Annotated in this window: 14 protein-coding genes and 1 pseudogene; 7 read left to right on the top strand and 8 right to left on the bottom strand. The window is 71.2% G+C overall.

Annotated elements, in window-relative coordinates; translation table 11 throughout:
- Positions 1-12: 12 nt before the first annotated feature.
- Positions 13-498 (bottom strand): nuclear transport factor 2 family protein, encoded by a 486-nt coding sequence (locus KUM49_RS41465; RefSeq protein ID WP_217242107.1) that lies wholly within the window; start codon positions 496-498, stop codon positions 13-15.
- A gap of 87 nt (positions 499-585) precedes the next feature.
- On the opposite strand from KUM49_RS41465, the gene KUM49_RS41460 reads away from it, so the two are divergent.
- Positions 586-1,701, top strand: coding sequence for an AI-2E family transporter (locus KUM49_RS41460; protein WP_217242106.1), 1,116 nt, complete (start codon positions 586-588; stop codon positions 1,699-1,701).
- 72 nt (positions 1,702-1,773) lie between these two features.
- On the opposite strand, the gene KUM49_RS41455 is transcribed toward KUM49_RS41460, so the two are convergent.
- The 3 genes from KUM49_RS41455 to KUM49_RS41445 all read right to left on the bottom strand — a co-directional run bounded on the left by KUM49_RS41455 (position 1,774) and on the right by KUM49_RS41445 (position 3,754).
- A complete protein-coding gene (locus KUM49_RS41455; RefSeq protein ID WP_217242105.1) occupies positions 1,774-1,953 on the bottom strand; it encodes a hypothetical protein in 180 nt (59 codons plus the stop codon).
- A gap of 84 nt (positions 1,954-2,037) precedes the next feature.
- Positions 2,038-2,913: an undecaprenyl-diphosphate phosphatase gene (locus KUM49_RS41450; protein ID WP_217242104.1), complete on the bottom strand. Its 876-nt coding sequence runs from the start codon at positions 2,911-2,913 to the stop codon at positions 2,038-2,040.
- Between the two features lie 370 nt (positions 2,914-3,283).
- The gene (locus KUM49_RS41445) at positions 3,284-3,754 is read right to left on the bottom strand and encodes a helix-turn-helix domain-containing protein (protein WP_217242103.1); all 471 of its coding nucleotides are present in this window, start codon (positions 3,752-3,754) and stop codon (positions 3,284-3,286) included.
- Positions 3,755-3,869: 115 nt separating this feature from the next.
- Between KUM49_RS41445 and KUM49_RS41440 the strand changes: the two genes are divergently transcribed.
- Positions 3,870-5,039, top strand: a complete 1,170-nt coding sequence (locus KUM49_RS41440) for a thiolase family protein (protein ID WP_217242102.1) — start codon at positions 3,870-3,872, stop codon at positions 5,037-5,039.
- Positions 5,040-5,195: 156 nt separating this feature from the next.
- Here KUM49_RS41440 and KUM49_RS41435 read toward each other — a convergent pair whose 3' ends face one another.
- Positions 5,196-5,987 carry a TVP38/TMEM64 family protein gene (locus KUM49_RS41435; RefSeq protein ID WP_217242101.1) on the bottom strand — a complete coding sequence of 264 codons (792 nt, stop codon included), beginning with the start codon at positions 5,985-5,987 and terminating at the stop codon, positions 5,196-5,198.
- A 41-nt stretch (positions 5,988-6,028) separates the two neighbouring features.
- Here KUM49_RS41435 and KUM49_RS41430 point away from each other — a divergent pair, with 41 nt between their 5' ends.
- The 3 genes from KUM49_RS41430 (at position 6,029) to KUM49_RS41420 (ending at position 8,416) form a co-directional block, all read left to right on the top strand.
- On the top strand, positions 6,029-6,205 hold the full coding sequence (locus tag KUM49_RS41430; RefSeq protein WP_217242164.1) for a hypothetical protein: 177 nt from the start codon (positions 6,029-6,031) through the stop codon (positions 6,203-6,205).
- A 95-nt stretch (positions 6,206-6,300) separates the two neighbouring features.
- Positions 6,301-7,470 (top strand): elongation factor Tu, encoded by a 1,170-nt coding sequence (tuf, locus tag KUM49_RS41425; protein ID WP_217242100.1) that lies wholly within the window; start codon positions 6,301-6,303, stop codon positions 7,468-7,470.
- Positions 7,471-7,570: 100 nt separating this feature from the next.
- Complete coding sequence (locus tag KUM49_RS41420; protein WP_217242099.1) at positions 7,571-8,416, top strand: spermidine synthase; 846 nt, start codon at positions 7,571-7,573, stop codon at positions 8,414-8,416.
- Positions 8,417-8,494: 78 nt separating this feature from the next.
- Here KUM49_RS41420 and KUM49_RS41415 read toward each other — a convergent pair whose 3' ends face one another.
- Together KUM49_RS41415 and KUM49_RS41410 are read right to left on the bottom strand one after the other, a co-directional pair.
- Positions 8,495-9,493, bottom strand: coding sequence for a hypothetical protein (locus KUM49_RS41415; RefSeq protein WP_217242098.1), 999 nt, complete (start codon positions 9,491-9,493; stop codon positions 8,495-8,497).
- 65 nt (positions 9,494-9,558) lie between these two features.
- The gene (locus KUM49_RS41410) at positions 9,559-10,524 is read right to left on the bottom strand and encodes a hypothetical protein (RefSeq protein WP_217242097.1); all 966 of its coding nucleotides are present in this window, start codon (positions 10,522-10,524) and stop codon (positions 9,559-9,561) included.
- 85 nt (positions 10,525-10,609) lie between these two features.
- Between KUM49_RS41410 and KUM49_RS41405 the strand changes: the two genes are divergently transcribed.
- On the top strand, positions 10,610-11,047 hold the full coding sequence (locus KUM49_RS41405) for a DUF4442 domain-containing protein (RefSeq protein ID WP_217242160.1): 438 nt from the start codon (positions 10,610-10,612) through the stop codon (positions 11,045-11,047).
- A gap of 60 nt (positions 11,048-11,107) precedes the next feature.
- Here the strand turns inward: KUM49_RS41405 and KUM49_RS50955 are convergent.
- A pseudogene (locus KUM49_RS50955) lies at positions 11,108-11,843 on the bottom strand (UTP--glucose-1-phosphate uridylyltransferase); the annotation flags it as partial.
- A 206-nt stretch (positions 11,844-12,049) separates the two neighbouring features.
- Between KUM49_RS50955 and KUM49_RS41395 the strand changes: the two are divergent.
- Entirely contained in the window at positions 12,050-13,816 is a 1,767-nt protein-coding gene (locus KUM49_RS41395; RefSeq protein ID WP_217242096.1) for an RICIN domain-containing protein, read from the top strand.
- Positions 13,817-13,932: the final 116 nt, after the last annotated feature.

The following is a 13,932-nucleotide window of genomic DNA, read 5'->3' as shown; positions in this document are numbered from 1 at the left end:
GACGTCGTCGGCTCAGTCGATCACGGGGGCCGGGTGCGGGTCCGGCCGGCGGCGCCACTTCTCCTGGACGAGCACCTCGCTCAGCCGCCAGCCGTCGTACGTACGCAGCAGCCCGAAGACGTACCGGCCGCCGCACACGAAGTCGGGGGCGGCCGGGCCGCCGTCGGTGTCGGCCAGCCGCATCGGATTGACGTAGTCGGCCCGGACATGGGCCGTGTCACCGGTGTCCTGCTCCAGGAGGTCGAAGCGGACCCGGCGGTTGACGATCAGATGCTGCCGCATCGCGAACAGCCGCATGCTCTCCTCGAGCCAGGCGGCGACCTTCCCGGCGTCCCCCTCGATGCCGCCGGCCGAGCGGTAGTCCGCCCGCCCGTCGGGAGTGAACAGCCCTCGGTACGCCTCCCAGTCGCCGTCGTCCACCGCCGTCGCGTAGTCGGTGATCAATTCGTCGACGGCCAGTCGGTCCATCACGGTCGCGAGCTCCACACGCTGCGTCATCGGCTCAGTGTTGGGCATGGCGTGGGCGCCGCCAAGGGGGGCGCGGAGATATTCGGTTGTTACTTGATCGCCAATAGAGTGACCCCCATGTCTGCCTCGTTGAGTTCCCCGAGAACCCGCGCCGCGCTCCGCACATCCGCGCGTATTTCCGTCGATCTGCTGCTGGTGCTCGTGATGCTCGCGGTGACCCTGTGGATGTTGGGCCGGATGTGGTCCGTGGTCTGGCCGCTCATAATCGGCCTGCTCCTCACCACACTGACCTGGCCCGTGGCTCGGTCCCTGCGGCGTCTCGGGTGGCCCGCCGCTCTGGCCGCGGCGGTGGTGACCGTGCTGTTCCTCCTGGTCGCCCTCGGTGTGGTGGCGCTGATCGCGGTACCCGTGGCGTCCCAGTCCGGGGAGCTGACCGACGGCGTGGTCGAGGGTGTGCAGAAGCTGCGCGACTGGGCAGCCGGGCCGCCGTTGAACATAGGTGACGCCCAGGTCACCAAGGCCATCGACACCGCGGTCGCCCGCGCTCAGGACGGCCTCGGCAACATGGTGTCCACGGTCGTCACGGGAGTGAGCACCGTGGTCAACGGCGTGGTCACCGCCGTCCTCGCGCTCTTCCTCATGTTCTTCTTCCTCAAGGACGGGCCGCGGTTCCTGCCGTGGCTCGCCCGTCAGCTGCCCGGCCGGCTCGCCACCGACATCCCGACCGTGGCCGCACGCAGTTGGGACACCCTGGGCTCGTTCGTGCGTTCTCAGGCGGCCGTCGGCCTGCTCGACGCCGTCCTGATCGGTCTCGGCCTGTGGATCGTGGGCGTGCCGCTGGTGCTGCCGCTGGCGGTGCTGACTTTCGTCTCCGCCTTCGTGCCGATCGTGGGCGCCCTGTTCGCCGGTTTCGTCGCGGTCCTCATCGCGCTGGTCTCGAACGGTCTGACGGACGCGCTGATCGTGCTGGCCATCATCGTCGTGGTGCAGCAACTCGAGGGCAACGTGTTCCAGCCGATGATCCAAAGCCGGGGGCTCGGCCTCCACGCAGCCGTGATCCTCCTGGCGGTGACACTGGGCGGCAGTCTGTCCGGCATCGTGGGCAGTCTGCTCGCCGTACCGGTCGCCGCGCTGATCGCGGTGGTCTGGAACTATGTGCGCGAGCAGCTCAGCGACGTGCCGCAGGAGCCGGGGACCGGCGAGCCGCCCACGGGCGACGTCGCCACGGCGTAGCGACCGGCAGGCAGGCCGCCCGCGGCTGTCGGGCGGCTGAGTGCCGTCTACCTCCCAGCGGGGCGCGGGTGTTCAGGCCGCCTCGACGACGGCGCCGCGGATCGCGGCCGCCCACTCGACGACCAACAGCTCGTACTCCGCGCGCTCCTGGGTCGAGAGGGTGCCGCCCGCGCGCAGCCACAGTGCGCGGATCTGCTCGTTCACCTCGGCGGCGGACCGCACGGAAGCAGGAGCCATGGATTCGGGGGACATGCCACAAGCCTAGGCGCAAGCACTGACAGCGCGCTACCGGACGGCTACGCAACTCCTATGCCTTTGGTCACGGGTGACTGATAGTCAGCCCGCCGACTCCGCCGCGTGCGGGCTGAGCACGCCCATCGTGACGAGGACGACGATCAGGATGCCGAGGGCGATGCGGTAGTACACGAACGGCATGAAGCTCTTGGTGGAGATGAACTTCATGAACCACGCGATCACGGCATATCCGACCGCGAACGCGATCACCGTCGCGAAGATCGTCGGCCCCCAGGAGACGTGGTCGTTCTCCATCGCGTCCTTGAGTTCGAACAGGCCGGAGGCGAGCACCGCGGGGATGGCGAGGAGGAAGGAGTACCGGGCCGCGGCCTCGCGCTGGTAGCCCATGAAGAGGCCGCCGCTGATGGTGGCGCCGGAACGGGAGACGCCCGGGATGAGGGCGCAGGCCTGGCAGAGTCCGTAGATCAGGCCGTCCTTGACGCTCAGGTCCTCAAGGGACTTGCGCTGCTTGGGCGCGCGGTGCCGTCCGCCGCTCTCGTCGCGAGCCGCCAGCCGGTCGGCGAAGCCGATGATCACGCCGACCACGATCAGCATCGTCGCGGTGATCCGCAGATCACGGAACGGCCCCTCGATCTGGTCCTTGAGCGTCACGCCGAGCACGCCGATCGGGATCGAGCCGACGATGACCAGCCAGCCCATCTTCGCGTCGTGGTCGCCGCGCATCTCCTTGTTGGTGAGCGAACGGGTCCAGGCCGAGATGATCCGCCCGATGTCCTTGCGGAAGTAGATCAGGACGGCGGCCTCGGTCCCGATCTGGGTGATCGCGGTGAAGGCCGCGCCCGGGTCCTCCCAGCCCGAGAAGGCCGCCGTCAGGCGCAGGTGCGCGCTGGAGGAGACGGGAAGGAACTCGGTCAGCCCCTGGACGAGTCCGAGGATGAGGGATTCAAACCAAGACATGAAGTTACGGAGTCCAAGCGCTGATCGTGGTGAGGAGCGACGGGCGCACCGAACCGCCGGGTGCGGTGATCGGAAGTGTCGAGGGGCAGCGTAGCGTCCTGAAGTGACGGCGTTGGCACAGGGGTTTGGTACTGGCAGTGCGGACTACTAGGGGCTGTCCGGCGGATCATGCCGCAGACGCGGGGCCTGGCCCGCCGATCTGCGGCGTTGTCGTCGGTTGCCGACTCCCCCACTCTCGACTTCGCTCGAGCGGGGGCACCCCCATCGCGTCGACGCCCTCCTCCGCCTTGCAGATCGACGCACCGGGCCCCGCTCACCTGCGTCGACGAGGCGCCGCGGATGTCCTGCGACCTGATCCGCCGGACAGGCCCTAGGCGGCCGTGGGGCCGGCCACCGTCCACCCGTCGGCCTGAGGGCGGGCCGTCAGGTCCTCGTGGCGGACCGGGTCGCCGCAGGCCCGGCAGGTGACGACCGGGGCGAGTTCGCTGCCGCAGGAGTGCTGGACCAGCATCGGGCGGTCGTGGTCCTTGCGCAGGTGGCGGTCGCCCCACGCCATCAGGGTCATGAGGACCGGCTCCAGTTCGAGTCCGGCCTGTGTCGGCCGGTACGCGAAGCGCTGTGGCCGTTCGCTGTAGGCCTCCTTCGTCAGGATTCCGGCGTCCACGAGCCGGCGCAGCCGGGTGGCGAGGATGTCGCGGGGGGCGCCGATGTTGCGTACCAGCTGGTCGAAGCGGTTGTTGCCGAGGCACACCTCGCGCAGGACGAGCAGGGAGTACTTCTCGCCGACGAGGGCGAGGGTGTCGGCGATGGAGCAGGGGCGCGGGTCCTTGGTGGCGGCCATGGTGTTCAGTCTAGGGGAGGGTTTGAATTTCCAACCTGCGGGGCTATGGTGAGTTCGGATTTCCTACTCACCGGTAGTCGCCGGTGGTCCTGGCAGTCATCCCGGAGGCCTCACCATGCGCGACGCAGTGATCGTCGAAGCCGTACGCACTCCCGTGGGCAAGGGCAAGCCGAACGGCGCCCTCGCGCACGTCCACCCCGTCGAACTCCTCGCCCACACCCTGCGCACCCTCGTCGAGCGCTCCGGCGTCGACCCCGCGCTGATCGACGACGTCATCGGCGGCACCGTCGACCAGGTCGGCGAGCAGGCCATGAACACCACCCGCTACGCCGTCCTGTCGGCGGGCTTCCCGGAGACCGTCCCCGCGACCACCGTGGACCGCCAGTGCGGCTCCTCCCAGCAGGCCGTGCACTTCGCCGCCCAGGGCGTCATCTCCGGCGCGTACGACCTCGTCGTCGCCTGCGGGGTCGAGTCCATGAGCCGGGTGCCGATGTGGTCGAACGTGCCGGCCGGCAAGGACCCCTTCGGCCCCGGAGTCGCCGAACGCTACGGGGAGGGCCTGGTCCCGCAGGGCATCAGCGCCGAGCTCATCGCCGCCAAGTGGTCGATCACCCGCGAGCAGATGGACGCCTTCGCCCTCTCCTCGCACCACAAGGCCGCCGCGGCATGGGACGCGGGACTGTTCGACGCGGAGGTCGCGCCCCTGGAGGGCCTCACCCGTGACGAGTGCGTACGGCCGGGCAGCACGGCCGAGATCCTGGCCGGTCTGCAACCCGCCTACGTCGACCCCGGCTTCGCCGAGCGCTTCCCGCAGATCGAGTGGAACGTCACGGCGGGCAACGCCAGCCCGATCAACGACGGGGCGTCCGCCGTGCTCATCACGTCCGGCGAGACCGCGGCCCGCCTGGGACTGCGCCCCCTGGCCCGGCTGCACAGCTTCGCCGTCACCGGATCCGACCCGGTCCTCATGCTCACCGGCGTCATCCCGGCGACGGAGAAGGTGCTGCGCAGGGCGGGCCTGTCCCTCGACGACATCGACCTGTTCGAGGTCAACGAGGCGTTCTCCAGTGTGGTCCTGGCCTGGCAGCAGGAGACCGGCGCCGACCTCGCCAAGGTCAACGTGCACGGCGGCGCGATCGCCCTCGGCCACCCGCTCGGCGCGAGCGGCACCCGGCTGACGACCACCCTCGTGCACGCGATGCGCGAGCGCGGTGCCCGCTACGCCCTGCAGACGATGTGCGAGGCGGGCGGACTCGCCAACGCGATGGTCCTGGAGTCCGTGTAACCGCCTCGGTGAGGACGGCGGAGGCCCAGCCGGTGCCGCCGCCGAGTCTCGCGGGCGCCTGAACCCACGGGAGCACCGCTTCGAAGGACTCGCGCCCCAGCTCGCCCTGCCCGGGCCGAGGCTGCGGCGGGCGGCCAAGTGGACCTGCCCGGAGTGCTACCGGACTGCGCGCAGTTGGTGGCGCTTGCGCCAGGCCACCAGCGCACCCACCAGAGCCGGCAGCGCGATGCAGGCCATCGCGATCAGGAAGGCCGGCGAGGTCGGCGCCGAGGCCCGGGAACCCGCGACGACGTACGCGGCGGTGTTCGGGATGGAACCGAGCGCCGTCGCCACGAGGAAGGGGACGTAGCCCATGCGGGAGACGGCGGCGCAGTAGTTCGCGGCCCAGAACGGCACGCCGGGGAACAGCCGAGCCGCCAGCATCGAACGGAAGCCGTGCCGGCTGAGCTGCCCGTCCGCGGCCTTCAGCCACCTCCCGCGCAGCAGCGGGCGCAGAGCGTCCTGCCCCAGCACCCGGCCGAGACCGAAGGCGAGCCCGGCACCGAGCACCGTGCCCGCGATGGCCGAGCCGACGCCCAGTTGGGAGCCGAAGAGCGCGCCGGCCCCCAGGTTCAGCAGCGGGCGGGGCACGAAGGCGACCGTGCACAGGCCGTACGCCGCCGCGAACACCAGCGCGGCCGCGGCTCCGCCGAGCTGCGGCGGCCAGCCGTCCGCCAGCAGCCGCTGCGGTTCGAAGAGCAGCACGGACGCCGCGGCCCCCGCGAGGAGGGCGACGAGCAGGGACAGGCGCGACCACGGAGAGAACAGCACTCTCGAGCAGCGCGCGGCGAGACCCGCCGGAGCGGGTCCGGCGAGCTCCGCAGTGGGGACGGCGACGGCGAACTCCGTGGCGGCGGCCCGGGGAGTGGCCGTGGCGGTGCCCCCAGAGCGGTTGGTGGCATCGAGCATTCGGTGACACTAACCGACATATATGTGTGATCGCCGTATGGATGCCGTCCGTTGTGCGGTTCGGCACCGCGGAAAACCATTCGACGTGGGACAACGCGTCGGCCATGATCTGCGTCATGTACCGGCTCGCCTTCCTCCTCGCAGCATCCGCGGTCGCGGATGCCCCGAAGGCTGCCGCTCTCACCTTCCTGACCGCCGTCGACGGCGCCCGAAGCTGACCCTCCCCGGATCGTCCGGCGGACCCCGCAGGGGGAGGGTCGGCGAGTCCTCGGGGTCCCCCGGATTTTCCACGAACAAGCTTCGAGGTATCGCCATGCCCAAGACGGCATACGTGCGCACCAAACCGCATCTGAACATCGGCACGATGGGCCACGTCGACCACGGCAAGACCACCCTGACCGCTGCCATCACCAAGGTGCTGGCCGAGCGCGGCTCCGGCACGTTCGTGCCCTTCGACCGCATCGACCGCGCGCCGGAGGAGGCGGCTCGGGGCATCACCATCAACATCGCGCACGTCGAGTACGAGACCGACACCCGGCACTACGCGCACGTGGACATGCCCGGCCACGCCGACTACGTCAAGAACATGGTCACCGGGGCCGCGCAGCTCGACGGGGCCATCCTCGTGGTGTCCGCGCTGGACGGGATCATGCCGCAGACCGCCGAGCACGTGCTGCTCGCCCGGCAGGTGGGCGTGGACCACGTGATCGTGGCGCTGAACAAGGCCGACATGGCCGACGAGGAGCTGGCCGACCTCGTCGAACTGGAGGTCCGCGACCTGCTCACCGCGCACGGCTACGGCGGTGACTCGGTACCCGTCGTACGGGTCTCCGGGCTCAAGGCCCTCGAAGGGGACCCGCGCTGGACCGCGTCCGTCGAGGCGCTGCTCGACGCGGTGGACACGTACGTGCCGATGCCCGAGCGCTACCTGGACGCGCCGTTCCTGATGCCGGTGGAGAACGTGCTCACCATCACCGGCCGGGGCACGGTCGTCACGGGCGCGGTCGAGCGGGGGACGCTCCGCCTGGGGGACCGGGTCGAGGTGCTCGGCGCGGGCGTGGAGAGCGTGGTGACCGGCTTGGAGACGTTCGGCAAGCCCATGGAGGAGGCCCAGGCCGGGGACAACGTCGCGATGCTGTTGCGTGGCGTGCCGCGCGACGCGGTGCGGCGTGGGCATGTGGTGGCCGCGCCCGGCAGCGTGCCGGCCCGGCGGCGGTTCACGGCACAGGTGTATCTGCTGTCCGGCCGCGACGGCGGGCGTACGACACCGGTCTCCACCGGATACCGGCCGCAGTTCTACATCCGGACCGCGGACGTGGTCGGGGACGTGGATCTGGGGGAGGCCGCTGTCGCGCGGCCCGGGGAGACGGTGACGATGACCGTCGAACTGGGGCGTGAGGTGCCTTTGGAGCCCGGGCTGGGATTCGCCATCCGCGAGGGTGGCAGGACCGTCGGGGCCGGGACCGTGACCGCCGTCGTCTGAGGGCGGCCGGTGGGCGTGGGGGACCGCGGGGCCGTTGTGACCGGTCGCGCGGTTCCCCACGCCGCTGAGGGGAACGCCGCGGCACAGGCACAATGTGAAGGTGAACGAGCCCATACCCGTCACCCGCGACGTCGATCACGGGACCGCCAAGCTGATGCCCGACGTCGACCGGGAGCGGGCCTGGCTGCTGACGGTCGACGGGGCGCCGCAGTCGTACGTCGATCTGGACGAGCCGGAGCATCTGGAGTTCGAGTACGCGCGGCGGCTCGGGCATGTTCTGGACATCGTCGCGGAGGCGAGGCGTCCGCTGGACGTGCTGCACCTCGGCGGGGGCGCGCTCACCCTGCCCCGGTACCTGGCGGCGACCCGGCCCGGCTCGCGACAGGACGTCGTGGAGGCGGACCGGGGCCTGCTGGACCTCGTCGGGGAGCATCTGCCGCTGTCCGAGGGCGCGGGGATCGCGCTGCACGCTGCCGATGCCCGCGCCTGGCTGGAATCGGCCCCCGTGCAATCCGCCGACGTCCTCGTCGCCGACGTCTTCGGCGGCTCCAGGGTGCCCGCGCATCTGACGTCCGTCACCTACGCCCGCGAGACCGCTCGCGTGCTGCGCGGCGAGGGCGTCTACCTGGCCAACCTGGCCGACGCCGCGCCCTTCGACTTCCTCCGCTCCCAACTCGCCACCTTCGCCGAGGTGTTCGAGGAGCTGATGCTGATCGCCGAGCCGGCCGTGCTGCGCGGGCGCCGCTTCGGCAACGCGGTGCTCGTCGCCGCGCACCATCCGATCGACACACCGGCCCTGGCCCGCCGCACCGCCTCCGACGCCTTCCCGGCCCGCGTCGAACACGGGCCCGCCCTGCGGAAGTTCATCGGCGGCGCCCGGCCCGTGCGGGACGAGGACGCCGTACCGTCACCCGTGCCCCCCGACGGGGCGTTCGGCATCGGCTGACCCGCTGCCGGCGCACCGGCACGGCAGCCGCCCCGCTCTGCCGGTCCTGGCCGGCCGGCCAGGACCGAGAGACCGTCCTCAGCCCGTCGGAGTCCCGTGCACCCGTACCGTGCTGAGGATCTTCATGATGGTCTCCTTGGAGACCTCTTCCTTGACGCCTTTGGCCCCGTAGAAGTTCCACGACACGAAGTCGCCGGCCGAGTTCTTGAAGCCGAAGGTGATCGCCTTGCCGTCGGTCACGCACTTGCCCGTCGCGGGTGTGTCCTTCGACGACGCCCAGGCGTAACTGCCCTTGATGCCGGACGTGGTGGTGTAGGGCGTGGCCTTCTTGTCGAGCGTGATGCTCTTCTTGTCGGGCTGCGTGTAGCCGCCGAAGACCCACCAGGCCGGGGTGTTGATCGCGATCTCGTCGGTGTTCTTGGCGCCGTTGGCACCCTTGGTGCCGGTCGCGGCCAGGGACATGGTGTCGGTGCGGCCGTCCTTGTCGTCGTCGGACTCGCACCAGTTGGACTTGAGGATCGCCGGCGCCGACATCGTGATGATCGGCTTGAGGTCGTCGGAGTTCTCCTCCTCGAAGGCGACGGCCGACGTCGGGGACTGCACCTCCCAGTCCGCCGGCACGTCGAAGGCCGTGCCCCACTTGGGGTTGACGACGATCTTCCAGCCCTCGATGGTGGCCTGCTCGGCGTCACCGCCGCGCGGGTTCTCCTCGGAGGCCGACGCGCTCGGCTCGGTGGACGTGCTCGCGGACGGCTTCGCATCCTTGCCGCCGTCCGCCTCGTCGTCCTTGTCGCCGCCCAGGACCAGGAATCCGGTCACACCGGCGGCCACGACCACGGCCAGCGCCGCCACGATCGCGACGACCTTCGTCCGGCCGCCACCGCCGCCGGGCGGCGGCGGTGCGGGCGCGCCCGCCGGCGCCGGAGCGCCCCACTGCGGCTGCTGCGCATAGGGGCTGGGCTGCTGGAACCCGGGCTGCTGATACGGATTCGGCTGCTGGTACCCCGGCTGCTGGTACGGGTTGTTCTGCTGCTGCGGGTTCTGCTCGCCCCCGGGCGGCTGCTGTCCTGGCCACATGGGCAGCCACCCTAGCCCCGCCCGGGACACGTTTTGGTCACCGGTCCTTGTCAGGGACGTAGCAATCAGCGCTCGTCCCCGGACGTGTAGAGCCGGACGGTCCTCATGATCTTCTCCACCGTGGCGTCCGGCACCTCGTCCCCGACGCCCGCGGCGCCGACGAGCGACCAGGACGCGAAGTCACCGTCCGCGTCCTGGAAGGCGAAGGTCGTCGCCTTGCCGTCGGTGTCGCACTTGCCCTTCTTGGCGACGTCGACGGACGTCGACGTGGCGGTACTGCCGGTGAGGCCGGAGGCGGTGGTGAAGGAGGTGGCCGGGCCGGTCGTGACCTTCTCGCGGTCCGGCTGGGTGTAGGCGCCGTAGACCCAGGCCGAGGAGTCGGCGCGGGCCGCCGCCTCCGTGCTCCTGGCCCCGTTGTTGTTTCTGGTGCCGACGCTCGCCAGCGCCGTGTAGTCCGTCCTGCCGTCCTTGTCGTCGTCCGACCCGCACCACTGCTCCTTGAGGAAGGCGGGAGCCTTCATCGCGACGAGGGGCTTGTCCTCCGGGTCGTCGTCCTCCGAGACCCAGGAGACCCAACCCGTCGACCGCAGCGCCCAGTTCGACGGCACGTCGAACGCGACACCCAGGTCAGGGTTCACCACGGTCTTCCAACCGGCCACGGTGGGCGACGTGCCGTCGGCGGCGCGAGGGTTCCCCGACACGGAGGGCGACACCGAGGCCGCCGAAGTCGTCGGACCGGGGCCGGCCTCGTCGTCCGTGCCGCCGCTGCCCAGAAGGACGGCCCCGGTCACGGCGGAGCCCACGACCACGGCCGCCGCGACGGTGATCGCGATCACCTTCGTACGACGCCCGTCGCCCGGCGGCCCGGGAACAGGTACGCCGCCGGGCGCGGTGGGCGCCTCCCACGGGGGCGGCTGCTGTGGGGCGTACGGATTCGCCTGCTGGTAACCGGACTGCCGGTAGGGGTTTTCCTCGGCCGGGCGCTGCTGCGGACTCTGCCCGCCTCCCGGCGGCTGCTCTCCTGGCCACATGGGCCGTAACGATACGGCGATCATTCCGCGGCTCTGGCCCCGCAGGGCTACTCGCGGGTAACATGTCGGCATGAACGCAGATCAGATGTCCATCGGCGAATTGCTCGCCGCCACGGTGCCGATGGTTCGCACGCTGAACCTGGAGTACCTGGAGACCACTCCGGAGAAGGCCGTCCTGGCCCTTCCGGACCAGAGCGAGTACCGCAACCACGTCGGCGGGCCGCACGCCGGCGCGATGTTCACGCTGGGGGAGTCGGCCAGCGGTGCGATCGTCCTGGCCGCCTTCGGGGACCAGCTCTCCCGCGCCGTGCCGCTTCCGGTCACCGCCGAGATCGCGTTCAGGAAGATCGCCCTGGGTCCCGTCACCGCCACCGCCACGCTCGGCCGCCCTGCCGCCGACGTCGTGGCCGAACTCGACGAGGGCAAGCGCCCGGAGTTCCCGGTGACCGTCGCCATCCAGCGCGCGGACGGAACGGTCACCACCGAGATGACCGTCATCTGGACGCTGCGGCCCAACGGCTGAGCGACGGCACCCCTCGAGTACGACCCGACCGGCGACCTCCCGCCTTGGATCAGGCCGCGACCGCTCGCGCCCGGTCGCCGCTGAGCTCTCCAGCCCCGCGACGAACTCCTTGAGCCAGGCCGTGAACTCGGGCCCGAGGTCGGGCCGGTCGCAGGCCGGCCGGGCCATCGTGCGCAGATGGTCGGCCTTGTCGCCGGCGTCGTGGCGCAGGCCGTCGAAGACGACTCCGTGCATGATGCCGCCCGCGGCGAAGCCTGGAGGGGGTCGGTCAGCTGGATCTCACCGCCGCGCCCGGGCGTCTCCCTCGCCGGTCGGCTCCACGGCCGCGCAGCCGTAGAGCTGGACCGGTCGGCTGAGCAGGGTCTCGCGCGGGTCGATGGGATCGTCGCCGAGCAGGACGGTGAAGGGCTGCTCGCCGACGTGGCGGCGGGCGCAGAGCACCGCGTGGCCGAGGCCGAGGATCTCGCGCTGGCGGATGTGGTGGATGACGGCCGGGCGGACCGGGGCGCGCACCGCGTCCAGCCGCACCGCGTCACCCTGGGCGGCGGGCGCCTGCTCCGGCTCGAAGGCGCTGCCGAAGTGGCAGCCCGCTGTGGGGGTGGGACGGGAACTTGGAGATTGCGTGTGCCAGCGGGCGTTAGTCGCACACAACTTGACGGGCCGACTCCGCTGTTTTTTCGAATGCGGGTACGGATACCGCCGGTAACTTTTCTGAAGTCGCCGCTTTTTGAACCTGGGTCACTCGAACTTCTTGTTTCCTGTGAGTCGTTTGTGCGAAAGTGAGCGCCCCCTTGATCGACCGCTCATAATCACGCCCCGTAACGCCCGCACCTGACGCGGCATAGGTATGCACCAATCAGGCACCTGCTTTCCTACGGACGCGCATTTCGCATGCCGTCCTGCGGCTTGGAAGGAATTGGTCCAGTGCAATCCCCCCACCCCCCACGTCCCCCGTACCCGCCACGGCCCGGATCCAGCCCCGGGGAATCCGACCGTGATCTCATGGCCTGGCTCGACGCGGCCGGCACGGACGCCCACGCCGTCGCGCTCCTGATGGCCCGGCACTGGCGGGCGACCTACGACTACGCGGCCATCTGTCTGGTCTCCTCGGAGGGTTCCGCGTCCATGGCGGCCGCCGCCGCGTTCCACCGCGTACTGGGACCGCGGGGCGGCGGTGCGGTACGGCCCCGGCTCCTGCGGGCCGTTCGGGAGACCGTCAAGGAGTGGGCCGCGGACGACGGCATTTCGGCCGTACTGCCGGAACTCCGCAAACCGACCGGCGGCCGTGGTCTGCGCGCCGCGAGGTCGGTCACCCCCGAAAGGCGACAGCTCGCCGAGCGCGCATTCCAGGCTCTTCCGGGAGCCTCCCAATGCCTGCTGTGGCACACGGAGGTCGAGGCCGAGCCCATATCCGTACCGGCCGGTCTGCTGGGAGTGGACACGGCCAGGGCGTCGGCCGCCCTGGAGCAGGCACGCGAGCAATTCCGCACGGGCTGCGTACGGGCCCACCGGGAACTGGCACCCACCACGGAATGCCGTTTCTACAACCGCCTCCTCGACGTCCCCATTCGCCGGGGCGGAGGCCTGCTGCCCGATGTCCAACAGCATCTGATGGCGTGCCGGTACTGCCGGCACGCGGCCGAGCAGCTCAGCCATTTCGACGGCGGACTGGAAGACCTGCTCGCCGAGACGGTGCTCGGCTGGGGCGCCCGCCGCTATCTCGACTCGCGGCCCGGCCGGGGGAACGACCGGACCGCGTCGACAGCGGCTCCCGTCCTGCGTCCCGGTCACGGCGGACGCCACCGCCCTGCTCGGACCGGGCGCCTCGCCGCGCCGCGCCGGCATCGGAAGGCCATGCTCGTGGGCGCCGGTCTGACGTCCTTCGCCCTGCTCGTGACCGTGCTGGTCGCCAAGGGCTGGTCCGACGAGGGCGGTGTTCCCGGACCACGCGCCACCTGGGGCGCGGCCAGCGGCATCTCCGTCTCCCCGGGTGCCGCCGACGAGGCACCGTCCGCCGGTTCCCCGTCCGCCGCGTCCGTGGGCAACCGCGTGGAGGTCGGGCACGGCAGGCTCCGCAACGTCGTCGCCGGACTCTGCCTCGACGTACACGGGGGCAGGACCGAGAACGGCGCCGGGACCGTCCTGACGGCGTGTTCGACAGCCGGGTCCCAGCAGTGGTCGTACCAGGACGACGGTCTGCTGCGCAGCGCCCTCGCTCCCACCCTCTGCCTGGACGCCGACGCCGACGAGGGCTCGGTCGTCCTGGCCGACTGCCTGGTGCACGCCGGTGAGGTCTGCTACGACCTCACCGTCCGCGGCGAACTGCTGCTGCGCCGGGGAGGAGGCCTGCTCGTCGCGCCCGGCCCCGGGAAGGCGCTGGTCGTCGCCGAGCGGGACGGATCGGCGGAACAGCAGTGGGTGCTGGAACCGGCGAGCGGTGACACCGCCGGCGCGGAAGAGCGGGGCGAGAGGCGGGACGGCGGCCCCGGGACCCCGGGCTCACCGCCGACCGCCGCGGCTCCGACGCCCGACGCCGATGCACCTCCCGAGGAAGCCGAGGAGCCACAGGGCGACCAGCCGCTCGCGCCGCCGCATTTCGAGAGGCGGATGGCCCAGGTCGACACCCACACCTCCGGCGACGACCGCGAGCCGGCCGCACCCGTGGAGGAGGTGGCGGCCATCCCGGGCGCCGTACGGGACACGGCGGGCTCGGTCGCCGACACCGTCACCACCACCGTCACCACCACCGCCGACACGGTCCTCGGCTAGGGCCTGTCCGGCGGATCATGCCGCAGACGCGGGGCCTGGCGCGCCGATCTGCGGCGTTGTCGTCGGTTGCCGACTCCCGCACTCTCGACCTCGCTCGAGCGGGGGGACCCCCATCG

The sequence above is a fragment of the Streptomyces sp. AC555_RSS877 genome (assembly GCF_019049245.1).
Taxonomy (GTDB): Bacteria; Actinomycetota; Actinomycetes; order Streptomycetales; family Streptomycetaceae; genus Streptomyces.
The sequence above is the reverse complement of the archived record's forward strand: the minus strand, read 5'-3'. Positions and strand labels throughout refer to the sequence as shown.

Excerpts from the sequence above, each read along its gene's own strand:
- KUM49_RS41465 (WP_217242107.1), bottom strand. The coding sequence starts at position 498 with ATGACGCAGCGTGTGGAGCTCGCGACCGTGATGGACCGACTGGCCGTC.
- KUM49_RS41460 (WP_217242106.1), top strand. The coding sequence starts at position 586 with ATGTCTGCCTCGTTGAGTTCCCCGAGAACCCGCGCCGCGCTCCGCACA.
- KUM49_RS41455 (WP_217242105.1), bottom strand. The coding sequence starts at position 1,953 with ATGTCCCCCGAATCCATGGCTCCTGCTTCCGTGCGGTCCGCCGCCGAG.
- KUM49_RS41450 (WP_217242104.1), bottom strand. The coding sequence starts at position 2,913 with ATGTCTTGGTTTGAATCCCTCATCCTCGGACTCGTCCAGGGGCTGACC.
- KUM49_RS41445 (WP_217242103.1), bottom strand. The coding sequence starts at position 3,754 with ATGGCCGCCACCAAGGACCCGCGCCCCTGCTCCATCGCCGACACCCTC.
- KUM49_RS41440 (WP_217242102.1), top strand. The coding sequence starts at position 3,870 with ATGCGCGACGCAGTGATCGTCGAAGCCGTACGCACTCCCGTGGGCAAG.
- KUM49_RS41435 (WP_217242101.1), bottom strand. The coding sequence starts at position 5,987 with ATGCTCGATGCCACCAACCGCTCTGGGGGCACCGCCACGGCCACTCCC.
- KUM49_RS41430 (WP_217242164.1), top strand. The coding sequence starts at position 6,029 with ATGCCGTCCGTTGTGCGGTTCGGCACCGCGGAAAACCATTCGACGTGG.
- tuf (WP_217242100.1), top strand. The coding sequence starts at position 6,301 with ATGCCCAAGACGGCATACGTGCGCACCAAACCGCATCTGAACATCGGC.
- KUM49_RS41415 (WP_217242098.1), bottom strand. The coding sequence starts at position 9,493 with ATGTGGCCAGGACAGCAGCCGCCCGGGGGCGAGCAGAACCCGCAGCAG.
- KUM49_RS41410 (WP_217242097.1), bottom strand. The coding sequence starts at position 10,524 with ATGTGGCCAGGAGAGCAGCCGCCGGGAGGCGGGCAGAGTCCGCAGCAG.
- KUM49_RS41405 (WP_217242160.1), top strand. The coding sequence starts at position 10,610 with ATGTCCATCGGCGAATTGCTCGCCGCCACGGTGCCGATGGTTCGCACG.
- KUM49_RS41395 (WP_217242096.1), top strand. The coding sequence starts at position 12,050 with ATGGCCTGGCTCGACGCGGCCGGCACGGACGCCCACGCCGTCGCGCTC.